Origin of the sequence: Pseudomonas sp. NFX183 (assembly GCF_047943075.1) — a bacterium.
In the GTDB taxonomy this organism is placed as follows: domain Bacteria; phylum Pseudomonadota; class Gammaproteobacteria; order Pseudomonadales; family Pseudomonadaceae; genus Aquipseudomonas.
In genome coordinates this window covers 5,606,957-5,631,094 of sequence record NZ_CP181333.1, presented here as the reverse complement: position 1 = coordinate 5,631,094, position 24,138 = coordinate 5,606,957, and the positions used below count along the sequence as shown (strand labels likewise).

Annotated in this window: 13 protein-coding genes; 12 read left to right on the top strand and 1 reads right to left on the bottom strand. The window is 65.4% G+C overall.

What is annotated here, in order from left to right; translation table 11 throughout:
* Nucleotides 1-142 precede the first annotated feature (142 nt).
* The 11 genes from ACM530_RS26305 (at nt 143) to ACM530_RS26255 (ending at nt 21,523) form a co-directional block, all read left to right on the top strand.
* Nucleotides 143-4,411 carry an amino acid adenylation domain-containing protein gene (locus ACM530_RS26305; RefSeq protein ID WP_416363550.1) on the top strand — a complete coding sequence of 1,423 codons (4,269 nt, stop codon included), beginning with the start codon at nt 143-145 and terminating at the stop codon, nt 4,409-4,411.
* Nucleotides 4,408-9,738: an amino acid adenylation domain-containing protein gene (locus ACM530_RS26300; RefSeq protein ID WP_416363549.1), complete on the top strand. Its 5,331-nt coding sequence runs from the start codon at nt 4,408-4,410 to the stop codon at nt 9,736-9,738. The genes ACM530_RS26305 and ACM530_RS26300 overlap by 4 nt, the downstream gene beginning before the upstream one ends.
* On the top strand, nt 9,735-10,784 hold the full coding sequence (locus tag ACM530_RS26295) for a Gfo/Idh/MocA family oxidoreductase (protein WP_416363548.1): 1,050 nt from the start codon (nt 9,735-9,737) through the stop codon (nt 10,782-10,784). Before ACM530_RS26300 ends, ACM530_RS26295 begins: the two co-directional genes overlap by 4 nt.
* The gene (locus ACM530_RS26290) at nt 10,781-12,508 is read left to right on the top strand and encodes an ABC transporter ATP-binding protein (RefSeq protein ID WP_416363547.1); all 1,728 of its coding nucleotides are present in this window, start codon (nt 10,781-10,783) and stop codon (nt 12,506-12,508) included. The genes ACM530_RS26295 and ACM530_RS26290 overlap by 4 nt, the downstream gene beginning before the upstream one ends.
* Nucleotides 12,505-14,193: an ABC transporter ATP-binding protein gene (locus ACM530_RS26285; RefSeq protein WP_416363546.1), complete on the top strand. Its 1,689-nt coding sequence runs from the start codon at nt 12,505-12,507 to the stop codon at nt 14,191-14,193. Before ACM530_RS26290 ends, ACM530_RS26285 begins: the two co-directional genes overlap by 4 nt.
* A gap of 158 nt (nt 14,194-14,351) precedes the next feature.
* Nucleotides 14,352-16,427, top strand: a complete 2,076-nt coding sequence (locus ACM530_RS26280; protein WP_416365130.1) for a TonB-dependent siderophore receptor — start codon at nt 14,352-14,354, stop codon at nt 16,425-16,427.
* Nucleotides 16,427-16,696, top strand: coding sequence for a hypothetical protein (locus ACM530_RS26275; RefSeq protein ID WP_145160526.1), 270 nt, complete (start codon nt 16,427-16,429; stop codon nt 16,694-16,696). The genes ACM530_RS26280 and ACM530_RS26275 overlap by 1 nt, the downstream gene beginning before the upstream one ends.
* Complete coding sequence (locus tag ACM530_RS26270) at nt 16,693-18,180, top strand: PepSY-associated TM helix domain-containing protein (RefSeq protein ID WP_416363545.1); 1,488 nt, start codon at nt 16,693-16,695, stop codon at nt 18,178-18,180. The genes ACM530_RS26275 and ACM530_RS26270 overlap by 4 nt, the downstream gene beginning before the upstream one ends.
* 13 nt (nt 18,181-18,193) lie before the next feature.
* Complete coding sequence (locus ACM530_RS26265) at nt 18,194-19,420, top strand: RhtX/FptX family siderophore transporter (RefSeq protein WP_416363544.1); 1,227 nt, start codon at nt 18,194-18,196, stop codon at nt 19,418-19,420.
* Nucleotides 19,417-19,683, top strand: a complete 267-nt coding sequence (locus ACM530_RS26260; RefSeq protein WP_347340999.1) for a LysR substrate-binding domain-containing protein — start codon at nt 19,417-19,419, stop codon at nt 19,681-19,683. The genes ACM530_RS26265 and ACM530_RS26260 overlap by 4 nt, the downstream gene beginning before the upstream one ends.
* Before the next feature lie 121 nt (nt 19,684-19,804).
* Nucleotides 19,805-21,523 carry a hydrogenase maturation protein gene (locus ACM530_RS26255; RefSeq protein WP_416363543.1) on the top strand — a complete coding sequence of 573 codons (1,719 nt, stop codon included), beginning with the start codon at nt 19,805-19,807 and terminating at the stop codon, nt 21,521-21,523.
* Nucleotides 21,524-21,540: 17 nt separating this feature from the next.
* On the opposite strand, the gene ACM530_RS26250 is transcribed toward ACM530_RS26255, so the two are convergent.
* Nucleotides 21,541-22,455 (bottom strand): LysR substrate-binding domain-containing protein, encoded by a 915-nt coding sequence (locus ACM530_RS26250; protein WP_028616088.1) that lies wholly within the window; start codon nt 22,453-22,455, stop codon nt 21,541-21,543.
* A gap of 247 nt (nt 22,456-22,702) precedes the next feature.
* On the opposite strand from ACM530_RS26250, the gene ACM530_RS26245 reads away from it, so the two are divergent.
* Entirely contained in the window at nt 22,703-23,725 is a 1,023-nt protein-coding gene (locus ACM530_RS26245; RefSeq protein WP_416363542.1) for a zinc-dependent alcohol dehydrogenase family protein, read from the top strand.
* Nucleotides 23,726-24,138 lie beyond the last annotated feature (413 nt).

Here is a 24,138-nt window from a genome sequence, read left to right as displayed (position 1 = left end):
TCTCTGAATCGAATGAAAAGGCCCGTGCATCTAAAGCCCTGAGCGCTTTCTGAAAACCTGCTTGCGATAGAGTTCCAATTGAGAATGGCTTCCATCTTGGTGAGCCAGGGACTTTATCCAGACGGGTCACAGGAAGCTTTTCATGAGCGAGCTGACAACAGCAGACACCCCCTCACTGCGCACATGGCTGATCGAACACCTCGCCCAGTTGCTGGGCGCCACCACGGCAGACATCCACAACCTGGGCGATGAGGAAAACCTCCTCGGCTGCGGGCTCGATTCCATCCGCCTGATGTACCTGCAGGAACGTTTGCGCAGTCACGGCTTGCACATCGACTTTGCCCAACTCAGCGCACAACCCTGCCTGGCGGCGTGGCTGGAATTGTTGCAGGGCCAGGTGCCGCAGCACCGGGTAACCGATGCTGCGCCGTTGGCAGCGCCGGATGACAGCTTTGCACTGAGCGCCGTGCAACAGGCGTACTGGCTGGGGCGCGGGCCTGACGAGGTGCTGGGCAATATCAGTTGCCACGCGTGGCTGGAGTTCGATTGCCAGGGCATTGACCCGCGGCGCCTGGAAGCGGCGGTCAAGTGTGTGCAGGCGCGGCACCCGATGTTGCGGGCAAGTTTCAATGACGGTCGGCAGCGGATTCTGGCGGCGCCAGCGTTGCCGGTGTTCGATCACCAACCCTGGCGTGACCATGCGCCAGCCGCCGCACACCAGGCCTGGCAGGCGCTGCGTGATTGGCGCTCGCATGAGTGCCTGGCGGTGGAGGCGGGGCAGGTGATGCTGGTCGGCCTGGTGCAGTTGCCAGACGGCCGTGACCGCGTATGGCTGAGTGTCGACCTGTTGGCCGTGGACGTGGAAAGCCTGCGCTTGTTGATGGCGCAGCTGGGTGAGGCCTACCAGGCACCGGCCGCGCTGGCGCCGCCGCCCACACTGCACTTTGCCGATTACCTGAGCCGGCGCCGCCAGCGGCGCGCCGACGCGTATGAGCGTGACCGCGAACACTGGTGCCAGCGCCTGGCACAGTTGCCCGATGGCCCGGCATTGCCATTGGCCCGTACGCCAGAGTCGATCCGCGCACCACGCTTCAGCCGTCAGGCGTTTGTGCTCAGCCCGGCCGAAGCCGAACGTCTGCAACGCCAGGCGACTGCCCACGGCCTGACCTTGCCCAGCGTCTTCGCCACGGCGTTCAATGCGGTCTTGGCGCGCTGGAGCGAACAGCCGAATTTTTTGCTCAACGTGCCGTTGTTCGATCGCCACGATGACCAGCACGCCGTCGACCAAGTGATTGCCGACTTCACCACCTTGCTGCTGGTGGCCTGCGAAGACGCGCCGCAGTCAGCGTTTGCCGAAGGCGCCCGGCGGTTCCAGCGCGACCTGCACGCCACCATCGACCACGCAGCGTTTCCCGCATTGGAAGTGCTGCGTGAGGCCCGTCGCCAAGGGCACCCACGTTCGGCGCCGGTGGTGTTTTCCTGCAACCTGAGTGATTCGAGCTTTGTGCCGCAGAGTTTTCGCGAGGTGTTCGGCGACCTGCATGACATGCTCTCGCAAACCCCACAGGTGTGGTTGGACCACCAGCTGTATCGGGTCGAAGACGGTGTGCTGCTGGCCTGGGACAGCCTCACCGAGCTGTTCCCCGACGGCGTGCTGGCGGCCATGTTCACCGCCTACATCGAACTGGTGCAGCGCCTCGCCGACAGCGACTGGAATCAGCCGCAGCCGGTGCTGTTGCCGCTGGCGCAACAGGCGCGGCGCGACCGGCAGAACAGCCTGCCGCCGCTGGCCCAGGGGCGTGGCTTGCTTGATGACTTTTTCCGCCAAAGCGCCGCACAACCCGACGCGGTGGCGCTGATCTGTGGTGCGCAACGCTGGACGTATCAAGAGCTGGCCGAGCACGCCCTGCGCGTGGCCGCCGGTTTGCTCGACGCGGGCATGCGCCAGGGCGAAGCCGTTGAAGTGTGCCTGCCGCGCGGACCTCGGCAGATTGCCGCCGTGTTCGGCGTGCTGGCGGCCGGCGGTTGCTACGTGCCGGTGGACACCGCGCAACCGCCCGCACGGCGTAGCCTGATCGAGTCGGCGGCGGGGATTACCCGCGTGATTGCCGATCAACCGCCCACGGGCAGTTCATTGCAGTGGCTTGACCCGGCTCGGCTGGCGCAATGCGCGCCCTTGGCCACCGCGAAAAAGACCGCGCCGCAGGCCAGCGCGTACGTGATCTACACCTCCGGTTCCACCGGCATTCCCAAGGGTGTTGAAGTCAGCCACGCGGCGGCGCTGAACACGATTGACGCGGTGCAGGCCGAATTGCGCGTCACGCCGCACGACTGCCTGCTGGCCGTGTCGGCGCTGGATTTCGATCTTTCGGTCTATGACCTGTTTGGCGTGCTGGGGCAGGGCGCGCGCCTGGTGTTACTGCCGCCTGAGGAAACCCGCGATGCGCTGCGCTGGGCGCACCTGATCAGCGAGCACCGCGTAAGCCTGTGGAACTCGGCCCCGGCATTGCTGGAGATGGCCCTGAGCATCGGCACGCAACACTGTCACTACCAAAGCCTGCGGGCGGTCTTGCTGTCAGGCGACTGGATCGCCCTGGACCTTGCCGCACGCCTGCGCCGCCACGCCACACCGCAGTGCCGGGTGTACGGCCTGGGCGGCGCGACCGAGGCGGGTATTTGGTCGAACCTGCAACGCATCGATGAAGTGCCCGAGCATTGGCCGTCGATCCCTTATGGCAAGCCGTTGGCCGGCCAGGCGTACCGCGTAGTGGACGCCGCCGGGCGTGATGTGCCGGACCAGGTGATCGGGCAACTGCTGATTGGCGGCGCAAGCCTGGCCCGTGGTTATCGCAATGACCCGGTGCTCACCGCCCAGTGCTTTCGCAGTGATGCGCGCGGACGCTGGTATTACACCGGCGATCGCGGGCGATTCTGGAGCGACGGCACCATTGAGTTTCTTGGGCGCATGGACCAGCAGGTTAAAGTGCGCGGGCAGCGTATCGAGTTGGGCGAGATCGAAGCCGCGCTCACGGCGCATCCGCTGATCGACAGCGCCTGTGCCGCCGTGGTGCACGGCAGCCTTGGCGCGGCGGTGGTGATCAACGCCGGCTGTGTGCCGGTTCAGGCGCTGCCCGCGCAGTCGATGCTGGATGACAGCCTGGCAGCCGAACACCGCGTCACGGCTGAGCTGCTGCAACGCCTGCTGCAAGACCCGCCGCCCAGTGCGCTGCTCGACACCTGGCGCGCGTGGCTCGCTGGCTACGTCGAGTCCATCAGCCTGAGCGATGCAGTGGCGCAGCTGGGTTGGCGCGAAGCCGACCTGCACCGCATGGTCGGCGCATTGCAGGTGCTGTTGCGCAGTGAAGACGGCGCCGCGCAGGTGCTGTTCGACCCGCTGCTGGCGCCCCAGGCCATGGCCTTGAACCTGCCAGCCGGTCGTCAGGTGCTGGACGCCATGAGCCGGGCCCTCCAGCAGCACGCCACACCGCTGAAGGTGGCGGTACTGGATGTGCGCGGTGGGCAATTGCTGGACCAATGGCTGAACCACGCACGCTCACGCGACCTGCAACTGACTGTGTTCGACACCAGCGCCGGCCTGCTGGCGGCCGCTGCCGGCCAGCGCCAGCGCGTGGCGAGCCAGCAGGTGGTGGACGGCGTATTGCCTGCTGAGCACTGGTCGCAGTACGACGTGGTGATCAGCTTCGCGGCGCTGCACCGCTACGCCCAGCCGGCCGATGGCTTGAACCTGGCGCAGGCATTGCTCAAACCGCACGGCCAGCTGCTATTGGCAGACCTGCTGCGCGACTCGCCATTGCGGCTGGTCAGTGCGGCATTGTTGGATTCGCGTGAGCCGGTATTGCCGGACGCTCAAGCGCTGACGCAACGGCTCGGCCAGAGCGGCTTCAGCCATTTGGAATGCCTGTGGCAAAACCCCGCGATGGTGCTGGTGAGTGCCCAGGCAACAAGCGAGGGTTTGACCTGCGAAAGCCTCAACCACTGGCTGCAACAGCGTTTGCCCCAGGCGATGCGCCCGGAACACCTGTGGTGCGTGCCGCGTTTTGCCCTGAATGCCAACGGCAAAATCGACCGTACGCGCCTGCAGGCCAACCTCGGCGACGCGTGGCAACGCCGCCAGCCTGCCCACCACGAAGACGCCGCATTGAGCACCGACCTGTTGGCACTGGCGGCCTGTTGGGAAGCCATCCTGGGGCGGCCGGTGCACAGCGCCCACGCGAGTTTTTTCAGCCTTGGCGGCGACAGCCTGCTGGCAACTCGTTTGCTGGCCAGCGTGCGTGAACAGGTGGGCGTGAGCCTGCGCATGGGCGACTTTTATCTGCAACCGACCCTGGCCGGCATGGCCGCGCTGCTGCTGCGCAGTGACGACGTGGCCATCGAGGAGGGCGTGTTATGAGCCTGGATGATTTGCTGCACCTCTGCCGTGAGCGTCAGATCGAACTCTGGGCCACTGCAGGCAAGCTGCATTTTCGCGCCCCCGAAGGCGCGCTGGACCCGGCCTTGGCCGAGCGTATTCGCGCCCAGCGTGAGGCCTTGATGGTGCATCTCTCGCCGCAGGACTGGCAGGCGCAGCCGGAACATGCGCTGCAACCGTTCGCCCTGAGCGCGGTGCAGGGCGCCTACGTACTGGGGCGCAACCCGGCGTTCGACTACGGCGGCAATGCGTGCCACTTGTACGTCGAATACCCATGGCCGGCGAATGTCGATACCGAACAACTGACCCAGGCCTGGAACGCGCTGGTGCAACGCCACCCGATGCTGCGCGCGGTGGTGCAAGACGACAGCCGTCAATGCGTGCAGGCCCAGGTGGCATGGCAACCATTGCCGGTGCATGACCTGCGCCAGGCCAGCCCAGAGGCCTTCGAAGCGCACCTGCAAGCGCTGCGTACACGCCTGGACCATGCCTGCCACGCGCTTGATCAATGGCCGATCCTGCTGCCCGAAGTGAGCCTGGGTCGCGAGCAGGCGATTGTGCATTGTTCGGTGGATTTCACCTTGCTTGATTACGCCAGCCTGCAACTGTTGCTGGTGGAATGGACCCAGCGTTACCTTGAACCGACGCGCCATTGGCCGGTGCTGGAGGCGACGTTTCGCGACTATTTGCAGCACGAACAACACGCGCGCACCAGCGCCGCCTGGCACGCCGACAAAGCCTGGTGGCTGGCACGCCTGGACAGCTTGCCCGGCCGCCCGGACCTGCCGCTGAGCGAGCACGCGGGCCTGGGCTCGACGCGCTTTATTCACCACCACGGCGTGCTCGGTACCGAGCAATGGAACACCCTGTGTTCCCTCGCCAGCGCCCAGGGCCTGAGTGCCGCGGGCGTGACCCTGGCCGCATTTGCCGAAGTGATCGGCCGCTGGAGCCAAAGCCCGGACTTTTGCCTGAACCTCACGGTGCTCAACCGCCCGAACCTGCACCCGCAACTGGGCCAGGTGATCGGTGATTTCACCGCCCTGAGCCTGCTCGCCGTGCACGGCGCCGAGGGCGCAAGTTTTGTGCAGCGCGCGCGGCGTATCGGTGCGCAGCTGTTTGATGACCTCGACCACAGCCGCTTCACCGGCGTTGACGTATTGCGCGAGCTGGCGCGGGTGCAGGGGCGTGGCGCCGACCTGATGCCGGTGGTGTTCACCAGTGGCATCGGCAGCGTCGAACGCTTGCTCGGCGATGCCGGGCGACTGTTGCAGCCGCCCAGCTACATGATCAGCCAGACCCCGCAGGTGTGGATCGACTGCCAGGTCAGCGACCAGCACGGCGGCTTGCAGATTGGCTGGGACGTGCGCGTCGGTGTGCTGCCGGACGGCATGGCCGCACAGATGTTCGAGGCCTATGTCGACCTGCTGCAACGTCTGGCCGCGGACCCACAGCTGTGGCAGGCGCGTGGCGACATCGTGTTGCCCGCGCAAGCGGCAACCCCGCAGATCGAGGCCAGCGCCCCGGCCCGCAACATCGCCGCCGGCTTCGCTCAACAGGCCGTGCGCACACCCGATGCCACGGTGATCAGCGATCGCGACGGCCGCTACAGCTACCGCCAGGTGGCCCAACACGCCGCGGCCGTGCGCGCGGCCCTGGAAGCGCTCGGCGTCGAGCGCGGTGCGCGGGTGGCGGTGATGCTGCCCAAAAGTGCCTGGCAACTGATGGCGGTCATGGGCATTACCCAGATGGGCGCGGCCTATGTGCCGGTGGACATTCGCCAGCCCGCCCTGCGCCGTGAAGCGATCCTGCGCGACGCTGGCATTGACGCCGTGATCACCCTGCACGCGCAGGCATTGCCGGACGCGCTTGAGCTGCCGCGCATTGCCATCGACAGCCTCCGGCCCGACCCTCGTTGGCCAACCTGCGAGCCGGTAGGGGTGGCGGCCGAGGCGCTGGCCTACATCATCTACACCTCTGGCTCCACGGGCACGCCCAAGGGCGTGATGCTCAGCCACGGCGCGGTGGTCAACACCCTTGACGATATCAACCAACGCTACGCGGTGAACGCCGACGACTGCGTGCTGGGCCTGGCCGAGTTGAGTTTTGACCTGTCGGTGTACGACTTTTTCGGCGCCACGGCCGTCGGCGCGCACGTGGTCCTGCCTGATCCGGAACGCGGCGCCGACCCTTCGCACTGGGCGCAATTGATGCAGGAGCACGGCATCACCCTGTGGAACTCGGTGCCGGCGCAAGGGCAGATGCTGGTGGATTACCTGGAGACCGAGCCGGCAACAATTCCCGGGCCGCGGTGTGTCATGTGGTCGGGGGACTGGATTCCCACCACGTTGCCCACCCGTTGGTGGCAGCGCTGGCCCGACAGCCAACTGTTCAGCCTGGGCGGCGCCACCGAAGCGGCGATCTGGTCGGTGGAGCATCGCATTCGCCCGGCGGACACCGCCTTGCCAAGCATTCCTTACGGGCGCGCCCTGAAACACCAGACCCTGGAAGTGCTCGACACCCTCGGCCGCCAATGCCCGGTGGGCGTGCGCGGCGAGATCCATATCGGCGGCCTTGGCCTGGCCCTGGGCTACGCCGAAGACCCGCAACGCAGCGCCGAACGTTTTATCACGCATGCCAGCGGGCGCCGCCTGTATCGCACCGGCGACCAGGGGCGCTACCTCAATGGCGATGGCCTGATCGAGTTTCTTGGCCGCCAGGACGATCAGGTGAAGATTCGCGGCCACCGCATCGAGCTGGCTGAAATCGACGCGGGCTGGCTGGCCCACCCGCAGATTGCCGCGAGTACCACGGTGTTGCTGGGCGAGCGTCACGAGCGGTCTTTATGCAGCTTCGTCACCCTGCACACCGGCGCGCCGGCGCCACAGCTGCGCGATGAGCTGCACGAGGTCCTGCGCCCGGCGCGCCACACCCTTGAGCAAGCCGATTTCGGCCCGCGTGCCGACATCGAGGCGGCATTGCTCGCGCTGGACCGCGCGGCGGACGCTTCGCTGCTGCACTGGCTGGCGGGCAGCGGTTTGCTGCTGCCAGGCCAGCACCTGGCATTTGCGTCGCTGTGCCAGGCGTTGAAGCTTCAACCCGGCCAGCATCGCCTGTTGCGACATTGGCTGACGCTGCTGGTCGAGAGCGGCTATCTGCAAACCGACGGTGATGGCTGGCGCTGTCAGGTCGCTGTTTTCGATCAAGCGCAGGCGTGGGCGCAGTTCGCCCGGCTGGCACCGGCCGCTCTGTGGTCGGCAGCCCTGGTGGATTACCTGCGCGGCAGCGCGACCCGCCTGGCCGAGCAACTCGACGGGCGCCTGAGCCCGGCCAGCCTGATGTTTCCGCAGGGTTCGGCGCACATTGCCGAGGCCATGTACAGCCGCGGTCAACACGCCCAGGTATTGCACCGGGCGATGGCCGAGGCGGTGAGCGCGATTGTCGCGCGTCAGGGCCAGCGGCGCTGGCGCATCCTCGAAGTGGGCGCCGGCACCGGTGCGGCGAGTGCGCTGATTATTCCGGCGCTGGCACCGTGGGTGGCGGCCGAGGTGCAGATCGACTACGTGTTTTCCGACGTGTCGAGCTACTTCCTCAACGCGGCCCGCGAGCGTTTTGCGGCGTATCCGTGGGTGCGTTTCATGCCGTTCGACATGAACAAACCCGCCTGTGAACAAGGGTTGCCGGCCGGGTCCCTGGACCTGCTGCTCAGTTCCGGTGCATTGAACAATGCCCTCGACACACCGCGCCTGTTGGCCGGTTTACGCCAACTGCTGCAGGCCGATGCGTGGCTGGTGATTCAGGAACTGACGCGTGAACACCGCGAAATCAGCATCAGCCAAAGCCTGATGATGGAGACGCCCGTGGATGTGCGCGCGACCAATGGGCAACTGTTTGTGCACACCGCCCAGTGGCTGGCGTGGCTGAACAGCGAGGCCGGCGATCAGGCTGAGTCGCTGGCGCCCGCCGACAGCGTGTTGAAGCTGTTGGGCTACGACGTGCTGGTCGCCCGCGTGAAAACCGACCGCCCATTGCTCAGCACAGACACCTTGCTGGCATTTATCGCCGAGCGAGTGCCGCGTTACATGGTGCCGGCGCAGGTGCGGGTGCTCGACCGGTTGCCGGTCACGGCCAATGGCAAGATCGACCGCCGCGCCCTCATCACCCAGGCCGAGCAACGGCAACTGCAGTCGGTGCAGCGCGCGAAGGTCGATGTCGCCGATGAACTGGTGCAGCGCTTGATCACGCACTGGGAGCGGGTGCTTGATTGCAGTGGTCTGTCTCCGGATCAGGATTTCTTTGCGGCCGGCGGCGACTCGCTGCTCATCGCGCAGTTGATCGCGGGGCTGCGCGAACAGGAACCGCTGGCGCAGGCGCAACCCTTCGACCGTTTGTTGCGGTGGGCGCTGAGCCAGCCGACCCCGCAAGGCCTGGCCCAGCGTTTGCGCAGTGAATCGAGCAGTGAAGCGCCGACGGCGACGACGGCGGCGCCAGTGCCGGATACGCGCCGGGCGCCGCTGGGTGGGCGCCTGCGTGTGGACGCGTTGACGGAGTTGGTCGGCGGCGAAGGCACCGCACGTGTGCTGGTGCATGAAGGGCTCGGCACCTTGTTGCCGTACCGCGCGTTGATCGCTGAACTGGCCGGTAGCGGCCCGTTGCTGGGGCTGGCGGTGCACGACAGCGACGACTATCTGCGCCTGCCTGCCGAGCATGTCAACGCGACCTTGGGCAAGCGCTACGCCCAGGCGCTGTGGGACAGCGGCCGGCGCAGCTTCGATCTGCTCGGTTACTGCTCCGGCGGGCTGGTGACCCTGGAGCTGGCCAAGGCTTTGCTGCAACTGGGCGCTGAGGTGCGCCAAGTGGACATTGTGTCCAGCTACCGCATTCCGTATCTGGTCGACGATGAAGTGCTGATGCTCTACAGCTTCGCCGCCACCCTCGGGCTGGACGGTGCGGCGCTCGGCTTGCCGTCTGCCGAACAACTGCAAGCCCCGGCGGGGCTGAACCTGGATGTGGGCTTGCTCAAGGCCCGCGTGCTCGCGGCGGCGCAAGGCATGGCCGATGAGCAGCTGTATCGCGTGTTTGTGCATTCCGTTCACGCCAGTCACTACAGCGACGGCGCGCCGTATGTGGGCGCCATCCGCCTGTTTGTGCCCAGTGTTGCCAACCCGATGATCCCCGATCATCACGCCAGTTTGCAGGCCTGGTGGCAGGCGGCGTCGCTCGCACCGTTGACGGTACACACGCTGCGCGGCAATCACTTTGAATGCCTGAACGCCGGGCTGAGTCGTTATTTGCTGGAGGAACATCCATGACGTTCGCATTGAAAACCCTGGTGGTGGGCTCGCGCTTCGGCCAGTTCTATGCGGCTGGGGTTGCCGCCGCCGAGCACTTGGAGCTGGTCGGCGTGCTGGGGCAGGGCAGTCGGCGATCCCAAGCGCTGGCGCGGTATCTGGAAGTGCCGAGTTTCGACGCCCTTGAACAAGTGCCGACCGACACGCGCCTGGCGTGCGTCGCGGTGGGCGGTGCCGCACGGGGAGAGCAGGGCCCGGCCGTGGCACAAGCGCTGATGGAGCGCGGCATGCATGTGTTGATCGAGCATCCGCTGTTGCCCCAGGAACTGCACGAGGTGCTGCGCACGGCGAGCCGCCTGCAACTGCGCTGCCTGCTCAACAGTTTTTACCCGCAGCTGCCGTGCGTGGCGCGCTTTATCGAACTGGCGCGGCAGCTGCATCGCCAGCAGGGCATCCGGCATATCGAGGCCAGCTGCGCAGTGCAAGTCTGCTACGCGACGCTGGACGTGTTGGCGGCGCTGCTGGAGTCGGTGGGGCCGTGGTCCGTGGACTGTGTGGCGCCGGCACTCTCGGCCTGGCGCGATATCAGCCTGGTGATGGCGCAGGTGCCGGTGTCGCTGCGCGTGCTCAACGAACTGGCCGCCAATGATGACGGGCGCATGCAGATGTTGCAGCGCCTGAGCATCGCCACCGACAGCGGCACGCTGTTACTGGCGTCGCCCCACGGGCCGCTGCTGTGGATGCCCGCCGTGCGCGCGCCGCAGGAGCACGCCGAGGGCGTGTTCGACCTGTTCGGCCCGTTGGCCGGCCAGCCGTTGCCCTGCGCCGAGGTGCTGGAGGCCGCCGCGCCGGATTGGGCGCAGGTTTACCGCAGCATCTGGCCGGCCGCCGCCGCCAGCGCGCTGCAACCTTTGATCACCGGTGTTGGCCTGGCGCGTCTGCAGCAGCGCAGCCTGGAAGTGGTCGGGCTGTGGCAGCAGGTGACGGCAACCATCGGTTTTCCGCAGCAGCCGGCGCAGACATTGCCCGCCGCCAACCTGGCCCAGGCGCTGGAGTGCATTCGATGAGCCCTCTGCGCGAAATCCTGCGCCCGTTTCGTGGGCGCTTATACCTGGCGGTCGCGTTGCAGGCGGTCGCGGGGATCTGTTCGCTGCTGCCACTGATCGCGCTGGCGCACTTGGCCGACAGCCTGCGCCAGGCGCCGCCGCTGGCGGCGTCGGCCATGGCCTGGGTGGTGCTGGCGGTGCTGGCATCTGCCGTGTGGTTGTGTGGCCAGACCCTGGCGCTGCACCTGACTCATCAGGTGGATGCCGACCTCTGCGACCGCCTGCGCGTGCGCCTCGCCGAGCATCTGCAGCGGCTGCCGCTGGGCTGGTTCGCACGGCTGGGGCCGGAGGGCGTGACCCGTTATGCCGAGCAGGATGTGCGGGCGCTGCATCAGTTGGTTGGGCATGCGCCGACCGACTTGGTCAACCTGTTGCTGATCCCCCTGGCGACCTTCGGGTATCTGCTGTGGAGCAACAGCGGTCTGGCGCTCTGGTGCTTGCTGCCGCTGGCGTTGGGGGCGCTGGGTTATTGGCGCCTGGGCTCGGCGCATTACCGCGAAGCGGTGGCGCAGCGAAACGGCGCGATCCAGCGCCTGTTCAGCGACTACAGCCAGTTTGCAAGCAACCTCGGCCTGGTCCGGCAATTTCCGGATGCGGGTATTCATCGCCGTGTGCAGGAGGCGGTGCAGCAGTTTGATCAGCGCTTCAGCCACTGGGTAAGCCGTGCAGGACACTTGGCGGCGTTGATCCAGGTGCTGCTGAGCGCGCCGTGGCTGTTGGCCTGGGTGGTGCTTGGCGCGTTGTTGATCGGGGTGGCGGATGTGGGAGCGGCGCAAGTCTGCGGCTTTTTATTGTTGGTGCGTGCCATGGCGGCGCCGGTGCTGGCGATGGGGCACGGTTTTGATGCGCTGAACTCGGCAGGCGAAAGTGCCCGGCGTTTGCAGGCCGTTTTGACCACGCCACCGCTGGCCGAGCCCGAGGCGCCGCAATTGCCCAGGGATGCCAGCGTGGAGATGCTTGAGGTGAATTTCTCCCACGGTGACGTGCCGGTCCTCAACTCGATTACGTTGCGCCTGGAACCCGGCACCACGACCGCGCTGGTGGGGCCATCGGGAGCGGGTAAAAGCACCCTGGCCGGGTTGATCGCACGCTTTATGGACGTGGACAGCGGGCAAGTCCGCGTGGGCGGGGTGGATGTTCGGCAGATCGCCAGTCGTGCGCTGCAACAGCACCTGGCGCTGGTGTTCCAGCAGGCGGGTGCGTTGCGCCTGTCGCTGGCGCAGAACATCGCGTTGTATCAACCCGACGCCAGTCACGCGCAGGTTCGCCGCGTTGCCAAGGCCGCTTGCCTGGACGCCTGGATCATGGGGTTGCCCAAGGGCTACGCCAGCGTGGTGGACGAAGACGTGCGCTTGTCCGGTGGCGAGTTACAGCGCCTGGCGATTGCGCGGGCGCTGCTGTCGCCTGCGCCGATCATGTTGCTGGATGAACCCACGTCCGCCACCGACCCGCACACCGAGCGCGCACTGCGCGCCGCCCTGCACAACGACGCGGCCGGGCGTACGCGGCTGATCATCGCCCATCGCCTGGAAACGATCCGCCATGCCGAGCAGATTCTGGTGCTCAGTGACGGGCGCATCGTGCAACGCGGGCGCCATGCGGACCTGTTGGCCATGGACGGCCTCTACCGACAGCTCTGGAACGAGCAAACCTCGAACGCCGATCAACTGGAGCCTGTGTCATGAGTGTTGTTTCGCTGTTGCGTCATTTGCCCGACCTCGCCCGGCGCGCGCTGCGCGGCGCCTTGGTGTGGATGCTGCTGGCCGCCGTCCTCGATGGCTTGGCGGGCTTGGCGCTGGTGCCGTTGATACTGGCCTGGTTCGAGCACCAGAACCTGCAGTCGAGTGTGCTGGTGCTGCTGGGGTTGACGCTGCTGCAGGCGGGCGTCAGTTACGTCGCGCAGCGCCGTGGTTATCTGGCCGGTGCCGGGTTGGCTGCGGGCCTGGTCTGGCAGTTGGTGCAACACTTGCCGCGCCTGCCGCTGACCCGTCGAGGCCAACTGGAAGGGCTGGTGAGCGGGCCGGTGTTCAACAGCATGGGCATTCCCGCGCACCTGCTGGCACCGTTGGTCACCGCGCTGGTGACGCCAACGGTGGTGGTGCTGGGACTGTTCTTCATCGAGCCGCGTGTGGCGCTGGTGTTGGCGCTGGCGTACCTGCCGCTGTTCGGCCTTTTACGTTGGGCCGGGCGGCGCAGCCTGGATCTTGAGCAACAGCGTCAGGCCGTGGACCGCCACGCCGCGCGGCTGCTGCAGGCGTTCGCGCAGCAACAGGCGTTGATCCGCAGTGCCGGCGACGCCAGCCTGGGCCAACGGGCCCTGCGCGAGGCGCTGCATGAGCAGCACCAGGCGACGCGCAAGCTTAATCGCCGGGGGCTGCCCGCCGGCCTTGGGTTTGCCGCCGCGGTGCAGATGGTGTTTGCGCTGGTGCTGGCAGGCGGCGTGCTGGCGGTGGCCGCGGGGCATTTATCTGGCGCGCTGCTGGTGGCGGTGCTGGTGCTGCTGGTGCGCTTTATCGAGCCGCTGTCGCAATTGGCGTATCTGGACCAGGCCCTGCGCATGGCCTGGCAGGCGCTCTCGCAAGTCTTGGCGGTGTTGGCGGCGCCGACGTTGCACAGCCCGCAACCCGGTGAGCAACCGCAGGATGCGAGCCTGGAAGGGCAGCGCCTGAACAGCTTCGGCGAGGCGGGCGAGCACCTGCTTAAGGACCTCGATGTGCATTGCGCGGCGGGCACGTTCACGGCAATCGTCGGGCCCTCGGGGGCGGGCAAAAGCACCTTGCTGGCCTTGCTGGGCCGCGGCATGGACCCGCAGACCGGGCAAGTGCGCCTCGGCCAGGTGGACATCCGCCAGATAAGCGAACACACCCTGGCCCAGCACATGACCCAGGTGTTCCAGGACAGCGGCCTGTTCGCCGGCAGCCTGCTGTGGAACGTGAGCATGGCGCGGCCGCACGCCACGCCCGCGCAATTGCAGCAAGCCGCCCGGGACGCTGCACTGGACGACGTCCTCAGCCGCCTGCCGGAGGGTTGGCACAGTGAAGTGGGGCCGGGCGGGGCATTGCTGTCCGGCGGCCAACGGCAACGGGTTGGCCTGGCGCGTGCGTTGCTGTCACAGGCGCCGGTCCTGCTGCTGGATGAACCCACCGCCAGCCTCGATGCGCGCAGCGAGGCACGGGTCAATCGCAGCCTGCAGGCGCTGCACGGTAGGCGCACCTTGGTGTTGGTGTCGCACAACCCGACGCTGGTGCGCGATGCCGACCAGATCCTGGTGCTGGAAGGCGGCAGTGTCAGCGGCTGCGGCAGCCATGAGCATTTGCTCGCCACACACCCGTGGTATGCGCAGTTCGTTGAGCAGCACCGAGGTGAATGAGTGCCGGGCAGCCATTGAAAAAGTCCCTAAATCGAAAAGTCGGCCCGCTCGTTTAAACGATACTAATGCGAATTATTATCGAATGGGGCGCGGCAATGTCACACCGGGGAGCAACAAAGGTTGGGCGGGGCTTCAAGCGTAACGGGGCACACGTGGGGATCGCGCTGGTACTGGGCCTGTGCCCGCTGGCACCGGCGCGTGCCGCCGTGCAGTTGGACAGTATCGAGATTGCCGGCGACGACACCTCCGGCGATGTGACCCCGCCGGGCGTGACCACCCTGGGCAAGCTGCCACTCACGCTGCGGGAAACCCCGCAGTCGGTGAGCGTGATCGACCACGAGCGCATCGAGCAGCAGAACCTGTTCAGCCTCGACGAAGTGATGCAGCAAGCCACCGGTGTGACGGTGCAACCCTTCCAGCTGCTGACGACTGCCTATTACGTGCGCGGCTTCAAGATCAACGCGTTCGAGCTGGACGGTGTGCCGGCGATGCTCGGTGAAACCGCCGGTTCGCCCCAGGACATGGCGGTGTACGAGCGCGTCGAAATCCTGCGCGGCGCCAACGGTCTGCTCCACGGCAGCGGCAACCCGGCGGCCACGGTCAACCTGGTGCGCAAACGCCCGCAAAAGCAATTCACCGCCAGCAGCACCCTCAGTGCTGGCAGTTGGGACCGCTACCGCGGCGAAGTTGATGTGGGCGGGCCGTTGACGCAATCGGGCAACGTGCGTGGCCGAGTGGTGGCCGCTTATGAAGACCGCGACTACTTCTACGACGTCGGCAAACAAGACACGCAGTTGCTCTACGGTGTCACCGAGTTCGACCTGAGCCCCGACACGCTGCTGACCCTGGGCGCGCAGTATCAGACCATCGACCAGGTGACCAATATGGCCGGCGTGCCGATGGCCAAGGACGGTTCCAGCCTGCACCTGCCGCGCTCCACGTACCTGGACGTGGACTGGGACCGCTTCAAGTGGACCACGCGCCGGGTGTTCGGCGCCCTCGAGCAGCAACTTGATCACGACTGGAAAGCCAAAGTCGCCGCCGAATACCAGGACGCTGACTCCAGCCTGCGTTATGCCGGTGCGTACGGCGCCATCGACCCGCTCACCGGCGATGGCGGGCACTTGATGGGCGCGGCGTATACCTTCAACAGCACTCAGAAGAGCGTCGATGCGTCGGTCGATGGGCCTTACGCGTTGTTCGGCCGCAGCCATGAATTGCTGCTGGGCAGCAACTACAGCCAGGGCGAAACCGAACAGCACAGCGCTCAGTTCACCACGCCGTTGAATGTGCCGGTGAATGTCTATCGCTGGGACCCGAGCAGCGTGCCCAAACCCGGGATCAGCGCCTACACCTCGCCGGGCTCGACCACCACCACCTCCAAAGGCGTTTACGCGCTGACCCGCTACAAACTGCTCGACCCGTTGACGCTGGTGATCGGCGGCCGTGCCAATTGGTGGGACCAGGACGCGCCGACCAGCCACTTCAAGCCCGGTCGGGAAATCACCCCGTATGGCGGCCTGATCTGGGACTTTGCGCAGAACTGGTCGTGGTACGCCAGCTACGCCGAGGTCTACCAGCCGCAAACCGGGCAAACCTGGAGCGGCGATCTGCTCAAGCCGGTCGAGGGCAAGACCTACGAAACCGGCGTCAAGGGCGAGTTGGCCGATGGCCGCTTGAATGTGTCATTGGCGGTGTTCCGCATCGATCTTGAAAACAACCCGCAGGTCGATCCCGAACACCCCGGCGCCGGGCCGAACACCTATTACATCAGCGGCGGCAAAGTGCGCAGCCAGGGCTTCGAGCTGGAAAGCACCGGCTACATCACGCCTGAGTGGAACGTCTCCGCTGGCTACACCTACACCACCACCGAATACCTCAAGGACACCAACAATGCCTCGGGCGAACGCTACGCCGAATTCACCCCGCGCCACATGGCGCGGGTCTGGACCGAATACCAACTGCCGTGGCAAGAACATCGCTGGAGCGTCGGCGCCGGCGTGCAGGCGCAAAGTGATTACTCCACGCAATCCGGCGCAGTGACCCTGGAGCAGGGCGGCTACGCCTTGCTCAACGCGCGCGTTGCTTATCGCATCGACGAGCATTGGACCGCCGCGGTGAACGGCAACAACCTGGCCGATCGCAAGTACTACCAGAGCCTGTCCAACGTCAATTGGAACAACCGCTACGGCGAACCGCGCAGCCTCAACATGACCTTGCGAGGTACGTTCTGATGCTCGGCGCCTGGCCGTTGCGCATCGGCCTGGCGTTGGCCGGCAGTCTGCTCAGCAGCCTGCAACTGGCGGTGCTGCTGGCGCGGCATTATCCGTGGGGCGACGGCCTGGAACGGCTGTATGCCGGGGTGTTCCTGGGGCTGGGTTTTCTGGTGACGGTGCTGCTGTGGTCGCTGCTGGCGCCGGATCGGCCGCGTGTGGTGTATCGCTCCAGCGCCTGGCTGCTGCTGTTTACGCCCTGGCTGCTATGGGATGGAACCTGGTCATGAAACTGATGGGAGCCCCCAGGGCGCTGGTGCAGCGCGTACATGCCGGGATGGGCGCGGTGTTTGGCGTGGTGCTGTTTGGCATCCTGCTGACCGGCGCCTGGAGCATGGCCCATGAAGACTTGCGCGCCTGGTTTCGCGGGCCTTCCGCGTTAAGCCATAAACCGGCGATAGCGGTGGAACAATGGCTGGAGGTCGCGCGTGAAAAGGGCCTGGCGCTGGACGAATTGCGCATTCGTTTGCCCGACAGCCACCACTCGGTGGTCGAGCTGTGCGCTTCGCCCGGCGATTGCAGCGTCGCGCTGGACCCGGCCAACGGCCGTGCGGTCACGTCGGGCGATGCGGCCGACATCCTGTTCAATCTGCACAAAAGCCTGTTCATCGGCTTCCCCGGACGGGTGCTGATCAGCCTGCTGGGCGTGGTGTTGCTGCTGATGATCTGGGCCGGCAGCGCCTTGCACAGCGGGCGTCTGCAAGACCTTAAACGCCTGCGCCGGGACCGTGGCGCGCGGGTGTTTGCCCATGACCTGCACAGCCTGATCGGGCGGTGGTGCGGGCCGTGGTTGCTGCTGTTCGGCGTGACCGGCGCGCTGTCGGGCCTTGGCGCGCTCGGCACGCTGGGCTTGGCCGGGCAGGCGTTTCCAGGCGCGCCGCAGCAGGCTTTCATGCACTTACTCGGCGCGCCGCCGCAGGTCAGCGCGCAGGCAAGTGCGGCGCGGGTCGACCTCGATCAGCTGTTGCGTGAGGACGCCGCTGCCCACCCCGGGTTCTTGGCGCAAAACCTCGCCCTGCACCGCTGGGGCGAACCGGGTGCCTGGGTTGAAGTCAGCGGCATCCAGCAAGGGTTGCCCAGCACCGCGGTGTTTGAACGCCATGCCTACGCAGGCGCTGACGGCGTGGCGGTGGGCACCCGCAGTGCCAGTGGGCGCGGCCTGTGGCTGCAGGCGTTCATCGCCGTGCAGCCGCTGCATTTTGCCGATTACCGCTGGGTGCCCTATGGCGGGCCGCTGCTGCGTGCCGTGCATTTCGCCATGGCGTTGGCGGCGGCGGTGCTGGTGCTCAGCGGCTTGTACCTGTGGCTGGAACGCAGGCGCCTCAAGGCGGGCGCCGGTTGGCAGGTGCTGTTGCGCCTGGTGGTCGGCGGTGGCGGCGGGTTGCTGACGGCCACCGCCGTGTTGCTGTGCGCGGGGGCGCTGGGCAGCGGCGCGTTGGCGGGGTGGTTCTGGGGCAGTTGGCTCGCCAGCCTGTTGCTGGCGTGCGTGATGCCGCCGCGCCGTCAACCGCTGCACTTTTTGTTGGCGGTGGCGGGCCTGGCCTTTGTCGCTGCGGGCGTGGTGCACATGGTGGAGAGTGTGAGGCAGGGCGGTCTACCGCTGTGGCCCATCGACCTGGTGTTGTTGCTGTGCGGTGCGAGTGCCTTGTGGGCATTGCGCCGGTTGATTTCTTTTACGCGTGCGGCACGGGCTGCCGCCGCCAACGTTGCCTGATGGGAGAGTTGTGATGCTGGAACTGTTGAAACACTGGCGCATGGTGCTGACCTTCGCACTGCTGTACCTGTCCCAGGGCATTTGCTTCGGCATTGCGATGGACGCCTTGCCGACCCTGCTGCGCCATGACGGCGCTGCACTCCATGCGCTGGCCTTCCTGCCGTTGGTGGGCTTGCCGTGGGTGATCAAATTCATCTGGGCGCCCCAGGTGGATAACCACTGGAGCCCGCGACTGGGACGGCGGCGCAGCTGGATCATACCGATGCAGGTGCTGGTCTTGCTGTGCATCGTCACCCTGGCAAGCATCGGCCTGAGCGTGGCCACCGCAGGCGTGGCCGTGGGCCTGTTGATTGTCGCCTCGCTGGCCAGCGCCACGCAGGACATCGCCACCGACGGCATGGCCGCCGAGTACTTCACCGACAACATGCTGGCGCGGATCAACGCCATTCAAGTCGGCGGCACCATGGTCGGCTTTTTCGTTGGCGGCGCCGGCACCTTGTTGCTCAGCGGGGCTTTGGGGCAAACCACGGCGTTCAGCCTGCTGGCACTGGTGCCGTTACTGAGCCTGGTGTGCGTCGGCTGGCTGCACGTGGCCCCCGCCAAAGACACACAACCGGACGTGGCGCATGCTTCGCTGTGGCGGTTTATCAAGCGCCCGAAGGCGCTGGCGCTGGTGCTGCTGGCGCTGTTGTCAGCGATGACCTCGGTGTCCGGTTTCGGCTTGTCCAAACTGTTCTTGAACGACGCCGGCTGGTCGTTGCAGGCCATCGGCCAACTGGGCATGAGCGGCGGCATGGTCACTGTCGTCCTCGGTTGTGGCGGCGGCGCCTGGCTGATCCGTGTACTGGGGTTGTGGCCGACGTTCATGCTCGCGGTCGGCATGGCCGGTGTGGCTGCGTTGACCTGGCTGTTGCAAGCCACCGGCATGCTCGCCACGCAAACCGGGCTGATCTGGCTGGCGGTAGGCCTGGGCTCGTTTGCCACCGGTGCGACCTCGGTGGTGATCATGACCGCCTCCATGGCCTTCGCCGCCCAAAGCGATCAGGCGGGGACAGACATGACGGCCGTGCAAAGCACGCGGGATTTGGGTGAGATGCTGTCCTCGACCTTGCTGGTTGGCTTGACCGCGCAGGCGGGGTATAGCGGCGGGTTTATTGCGGGAATGGTCATGGCCGTGCTGGCGCTGCTGGTGGCGTTGAACCTGTCGCGCCAGGGCAGGCGGGAGAGCGTTGCGGGTTGAGGCGCCAGGTTGAGCGTCTTTCCTTCTCTGACGGCCATCTCGACCCGTTCAAGGAGGGCGTGGACATTGCACTGCGCATTGGTGACGGCCACGCCTGGCCGCACACGGTGGAGCATCGGCTGCTGACGCGTGAGTGGCACGTGTTTTGTGCATCGCCGGCGTACCTGGCTCGCCATGGCACGCCGTTGTCCGACCGCGACCTGGAGCAGCACCAGTGCATTGCCTATGGCTTTGCGGATGGCCACGAATGCGCGATTGGCTGACACAAGATTGATCCTGATCAGGTGACCTGCCTGGCAGCGCCTCTAACCTTATGCTTCCATCAAAGGCCAGGGAGGGCTCAATGAGTGCCTCGGGTCGCGTATTCTCAAGGAAGAGTCAGCTATGCGGTCATTGAAGATCCTGTTGTTATCGTCGGCGTTCAACGGTTTGACCCAGCGCGCCTGGCTGGACTTGCGCCAGGCGGGTCACGCGCCCAGCGTAGTGCTGTTCACCGATGCCGCCACGGTGTGCGAGCAGGTTGAGGCGTCAGGCGCCGATGTGGTGATCTGCCCGTTTCTGAAGGACCGTGTGCCACAGCAGCTGTGGAGCAACCCGGAACGCCCGGTCGTGATCATCCATCCGGGGATCGTCGGCGACCGCGGCGCCAGTGCGCTGGACTGGGCCATCACCCGGCAGGTCAGCCGCTGGGGCGTGACCGCCCTGCAGGCGGTGGAGGAAATGGACGCCGGGCCGATCTGGTCGACGCGTGAATTCGACATGCCGGCCGACGTGCGCAAATCCGAGCTGTACAACGGCCTGGTCAGTGACGCAGCCATCGATTGCATCCGCGACGTGGTGGCAAAATTCGCCCGGGGCTTCGTCCCGGCGCCGCTTGATTACACGCAGCCCAACGTCATCGGGCGATTGCAGCCCAACATGACCCAGGCTGACCGCAGCTTCAGTTGGTTCGATTGCGCACGCTTCATCAAACGCAACATCGACGCCGCCGATGGCCAACCCGGTGTGCTGGCGAGCATCAGGGGCGGGCAGTATTACGTGTACGACGCGCACCTGGACTCACGCCACGGCACGCCGGGCGACATTCTGGCAGTACAGGACGACGCGGTGCTGGTGGCGGCCGGCGATCACAGCCTGTGGATCGGCTCGCTCAAACGCAAAGCCCAGCCCGGTGAGGAAACCTTCAAGTTGCCGGCCCGTCACGTGCTGGCCGAAAAGCTCGCAGGCATTCCCGTGCTGGACAGCACCCTCGCCAGCCAAACGTGGGATGAACAGGCCTATCAACCGATTCGCTACCGAGAGTCAGGGCCTGTCGGCGAACTGACGTTTGAGTTCTACAACGGCGCCATGAGCACCGAGCAATGCCTGCGTCTGGTGGCTGCATTGCGTTGGGCCAAGGCGCGAGACACCCAGGTGCTGTTGATCAAGGGCGGGCGTGACAGCTTTTCCAACGGCGTGCACCTCAATGTGATTCAGGCCGCCACGGTGCCTGGGCTGGAAGCCTGGGCCAACATCCAGGCCATCGACGAAGTTTGCAAGGAGCTGCTCACGGCCCGGCAGCTGGTGGTCAGCGGCCTGACCGGCAGTGCCGGAGCCGGCGGCGTGATGTTGGCGCTGGCGGCCGACATCGTTTTCGCCCGTGAGGGCGTGGTGCTCAACCCGCATTACAAAACCATGGGTTTGTATGGCTCCGAGTACTGGACCTACAGCCTGCCACGTGCCGTCGGCAGCGAAGTGGCGCAGCGGCTCACGCAAGAATGCCTGCCGATCAGTGCCGACCAGGCCCAGCACTACGGCATGGTTCAGGCCATCGGCCCACGGTGCCCACAGGCATTTGGCCTATGGCTTATGCAACAAGCCACCCGCGCGCTCGACGATGAGCACTACGTGCTGGCGCGCGCGCGCAAGGCAACGATGGACCTGGATCAGGTGGAACGCTGTCGCGAACACGAACTGGCGCAGATGCAGCAAGACATGGTGCACAACCGCCAACAGTTCGCCGAGAAGTGCCGCAACTTCGTGTTCAAACGCAAGACCTGCCAGACCCCGCAACGCCTGATAGCGCCATGGGCAGTGGCGCGCAAGGTGGCGTTGGTTGATTGAGGGGGGGCAGACGGCGATCAGAGGCTGTCGGGGTCGCCAAAGAACATCTGAATCCGCGAGCGCAACCAGCGCTCTCCCGGATCGTTGTCCTGCGAGCCACGCCAGGCCATGTGCAATTCGAACGAGCGTACGGGCAACGGCGGGTCTTCTGCGCGCAAACCGCCCGCTGAGGTCAGCGCCTCGGCGGCGTAGTCCGGCACGGTGGCCAGGATATCGGTGCCGGCCAGCAATGTGCCCAGGCCGTTGAACTGCGGCACGGCTAGGACCACGTGGCGTTTGCGGTCGAGTTTTTCCAGCTCTTCATCAATAAACCCGCTCAGGTCGCCGGCGAATGACACCAGAGCGTGGGGGCGGGCGCAAAAGTCATCCAGGCTCAGCGAGCCGGGCACGCTGTCGGCGCGCAGCAGTTTCGGCAGGCTGCGGCGCAGGACCTTGCGCTTGGCGTTGGCCGGCAGGTCGGCGGTGTAGCTCACGCCGATGGAAATTTCACCGGAGGCCAGCAGACCCGGCATCAGGATGTAATTGACCCGGCGCACCACCAGCACGATGCCCGGCGCTTCGGCGCGCAGGCGTTTGAGCAACTGGGGGAGCAGGGCGAATTCGACATCGTCCGACAAACCGATGCGGAACACGGCCGTGCTGGTGGCCGGGTCGAACTCGGCGGCGCGGCTCACGGCGGTGGAAATCGAGTCCAGGGCCGGGGAGAGCAGGGCGAAAATCTCTACAGCGCGGGCGGACGGCTCCATGCTGCGCCCGGTGCGCACAAACAGCGGGTCATCGAACAGTCCACGCAGGCGCGACAACGCCGCACTGATGGCCGGCTGGCCAAGGAACAACTTCTCGGCGGCACGGGTCACACTGCGCTCATGCATCAAGGTTTCGAATACGATCAAGAGGTTAAGGTCGACACGACGCAGGTCGTTACGGTTCATCTTGTGTCCTGGAAGAGTCAGCGAGCTTGACGAGAGCGGCCACATGTAAACAATGACCGGCATGAATCTTACGGGGAAAGGCTGGTACTCTGCACCGGCTAATTGAGTTTTCCTACAAGATCTGGGGTCCATTCCTCAGTTGCGGAATCAATGGCAGGCATGTCGACTATTAACGGCGACCGGTGGTCTTACCTGGAAAGCCCAGATAGAGTTCATGGCATTAGAGGTTACTTTGACGAGGTTTGCGATGTCCCGCACGATCCGTTTTCACAAGTTTGGTCCGGCCGAGGTGCTCAAGTGCGAAGAGCATGTAGCCGCGCTGCCCGCGCCGGGCGAAGTGCAGGTGCGTGTCGACGCGATTGGCATCAGCTGGTATGACATTTTGTGGCGCCAGAACCTGGCGTCTTCCCATGCACGTCTGCCGTCGGGCCTTGGCCACGAGATGGCCGGGGTGGTTGTAGCCGTCGGCGACGGCGTGGATGACTTGGCGGTGGGCGATAAAGTGGCCAGTTTTCCGGCCGAGAGCCCCAATGATTACCCGGTGTATGGCGAACAGATCGTCCTGCCCCGTTCGGCCTTGACCCGTTATCCGGACGTGTTGAGCCCGATTGAAGCCAGCGTGCACTACACGCCGCTGCTGATTGCCTACTTTGCCTATGTAGACCTGGCGCGGGTCAAGCCCGGCCAGTTTGCCCTGGTGACCGACGCCAGCCACTGCGCCGGCCCCTCGTTCGTACAACTGGGCAAAGCCCTGGGTGTGCGGGTGATTGCCGCGACCAAAGACAGCGCGGAGCGTGAGTACCTGCTGTCCCTCGGGGCAGAAAAGGTGATTGTCACCGAAGAACAGGACTTGCTCATGCAGGTCAACAAGTTCACCGATAACCGCGGCGTTGACGTGGTGTTCGATGGTTTGGGCGGCCCGCAGATGTCGTTGCTCGGTGACGTGCTGGCACCGCGTGGCAGCCTGGTGCTGTATGGCCTGCAAGGCGGCAACCAGACACCGTTTCCGGCGTGCGCAGCGTTTCAGAAGAACATTCAGTTCTTTGTGCATTGCATCGGCAACTTCACCGGCAAGCCGGAGCTGGGCATCATTCAGGACCAGGTGGCCTTGCAGCGTGCGCTGCGTGATATCAACCAACTGACGGCCGACCGCGTACTGGTGCCGTTGAAAACGACGGTGTTTCCATTCAATCAGTTCGTGGAAGCGCACCGCTATATGGACGAATGCCCGTGTCGCGAACGCGTTGCGTTGCAGGTTGAAGCTGTTTGAGGTGTAGGAATATTCGCAAATGAGTCATCCGAGCCCTGGGCGTATGAGACAAATGCGCCATTTAGCAGGGCTTAACCCGCGCGTTGCATGAAACGCGCGAGCGTCTGTCGGTCCTGTAAACGATACCTTTGCCCCTGCCGCCGCCCTGATTTTCAGCGCGGCGTCTTTGTGTGCGCGCTATTTACGCGGCAACGGATAATTATCTGAACTGGTTTTCGACCGGCTTCTGTATCTGTTAATCATTATTCCAGTCCTGATAATTGAGTCTTCACGTTCAACTCAAGGACCGAGTAATGATTGATACTCTGATACCCCAGCAGGCAGTCCCTGCAACTACCCACGATAATGCAGCAACTGCCTGGACCCGAGGATGCGGGTACTTTCCAGGCGAACCTCAATCGATAAACCAGCGG

What these genes read in the sequence shown, in the direction of transcription:
- ACM530_RS26305 (WP_416363550.1), top strand. Translation starts at nt 143, where the DNA reads ATGAGCGAGCTGACAACAGCAGACACCCCCTCACTGCGCACATGGCTG.
- ACM530_RS26300 (WP_416363549.1), top strand. Translation starts at nt 4,408, where the DNA reads ATGAGCCTGGATGATTTGCTGCACCTCTGCCGTGAGCGTCAGATCGAA.
- ACM530_RS26295 (WP_416363548.1), top strand. Translation starts at nt 9,735, where the DNA reads ATGACGTTCGCATTGAAAACCCTGGTGGTGGGCTCGCGCTTCGGCCAG.
- ACM530_RS26290 (WP_416363547.1), top strand. Translation starts at nt 10,781, where the DNA reads ATGAGCCCTCTGCGCGAAATCCTGCGCCCGTTTCGTGGGCGCTTATAC.
- ACM530_RS26285 (WP_416363546.1), top strand. Translation starts at nt 12,505, where the DNA reads ATGAGTGTTGTTTCGCTGTTGCGTCATTTGCCCGACCTCGCCCGGCGC.
- ACM530_RS26275 (WP_145160526.1), top strand. Translation starts at nt 16,427, where the DNA reads ATGCTCGGCGCCTGGCCGTTGCGCATCGGCCTGGCGTTGGCCGGCAGT.
- ACM530_RS26270 (WP_416363545.1), top strand. Translation starts at nt 16,693, where the DNA reads ATGAAACTGATGGGAGCCCCCAGGGCGCTGGTGCAGCGCGTACATGCC.
- ACM530_RS26265 (WP_416363544.1), top strand. Translation starts at nt 18,194, where the DNA reads ATGCTGGAACTGTTGAAACACTGGCGCATGGTGCTGACCTTCGCACTG.
- ACM530_RS26255 (WP_416363543.1), top strand. Translation starts at nt 19,805, where the DNA reads ATGCGGTCATTGAAGATCCTGTTGTTATCGTCGGCGTTCAACGGTTTG.
- ACM530_RS26250 (WP_028616088.1), bottom strand. Translation starts at nt 22,455, where the DNA reads ATGAACCGTAACGACCTGCGTCGTGTCGACCTTAACCTCTTGATCGTA.
- ACM530_RS26245 (WP_416363542.1), top strand. Translation starts at nt 22,703, where the DNA reads ATGTCCCGCACGATCCGTTTTCACAAGTTTGGTCCGGCCGAGGTGCTC.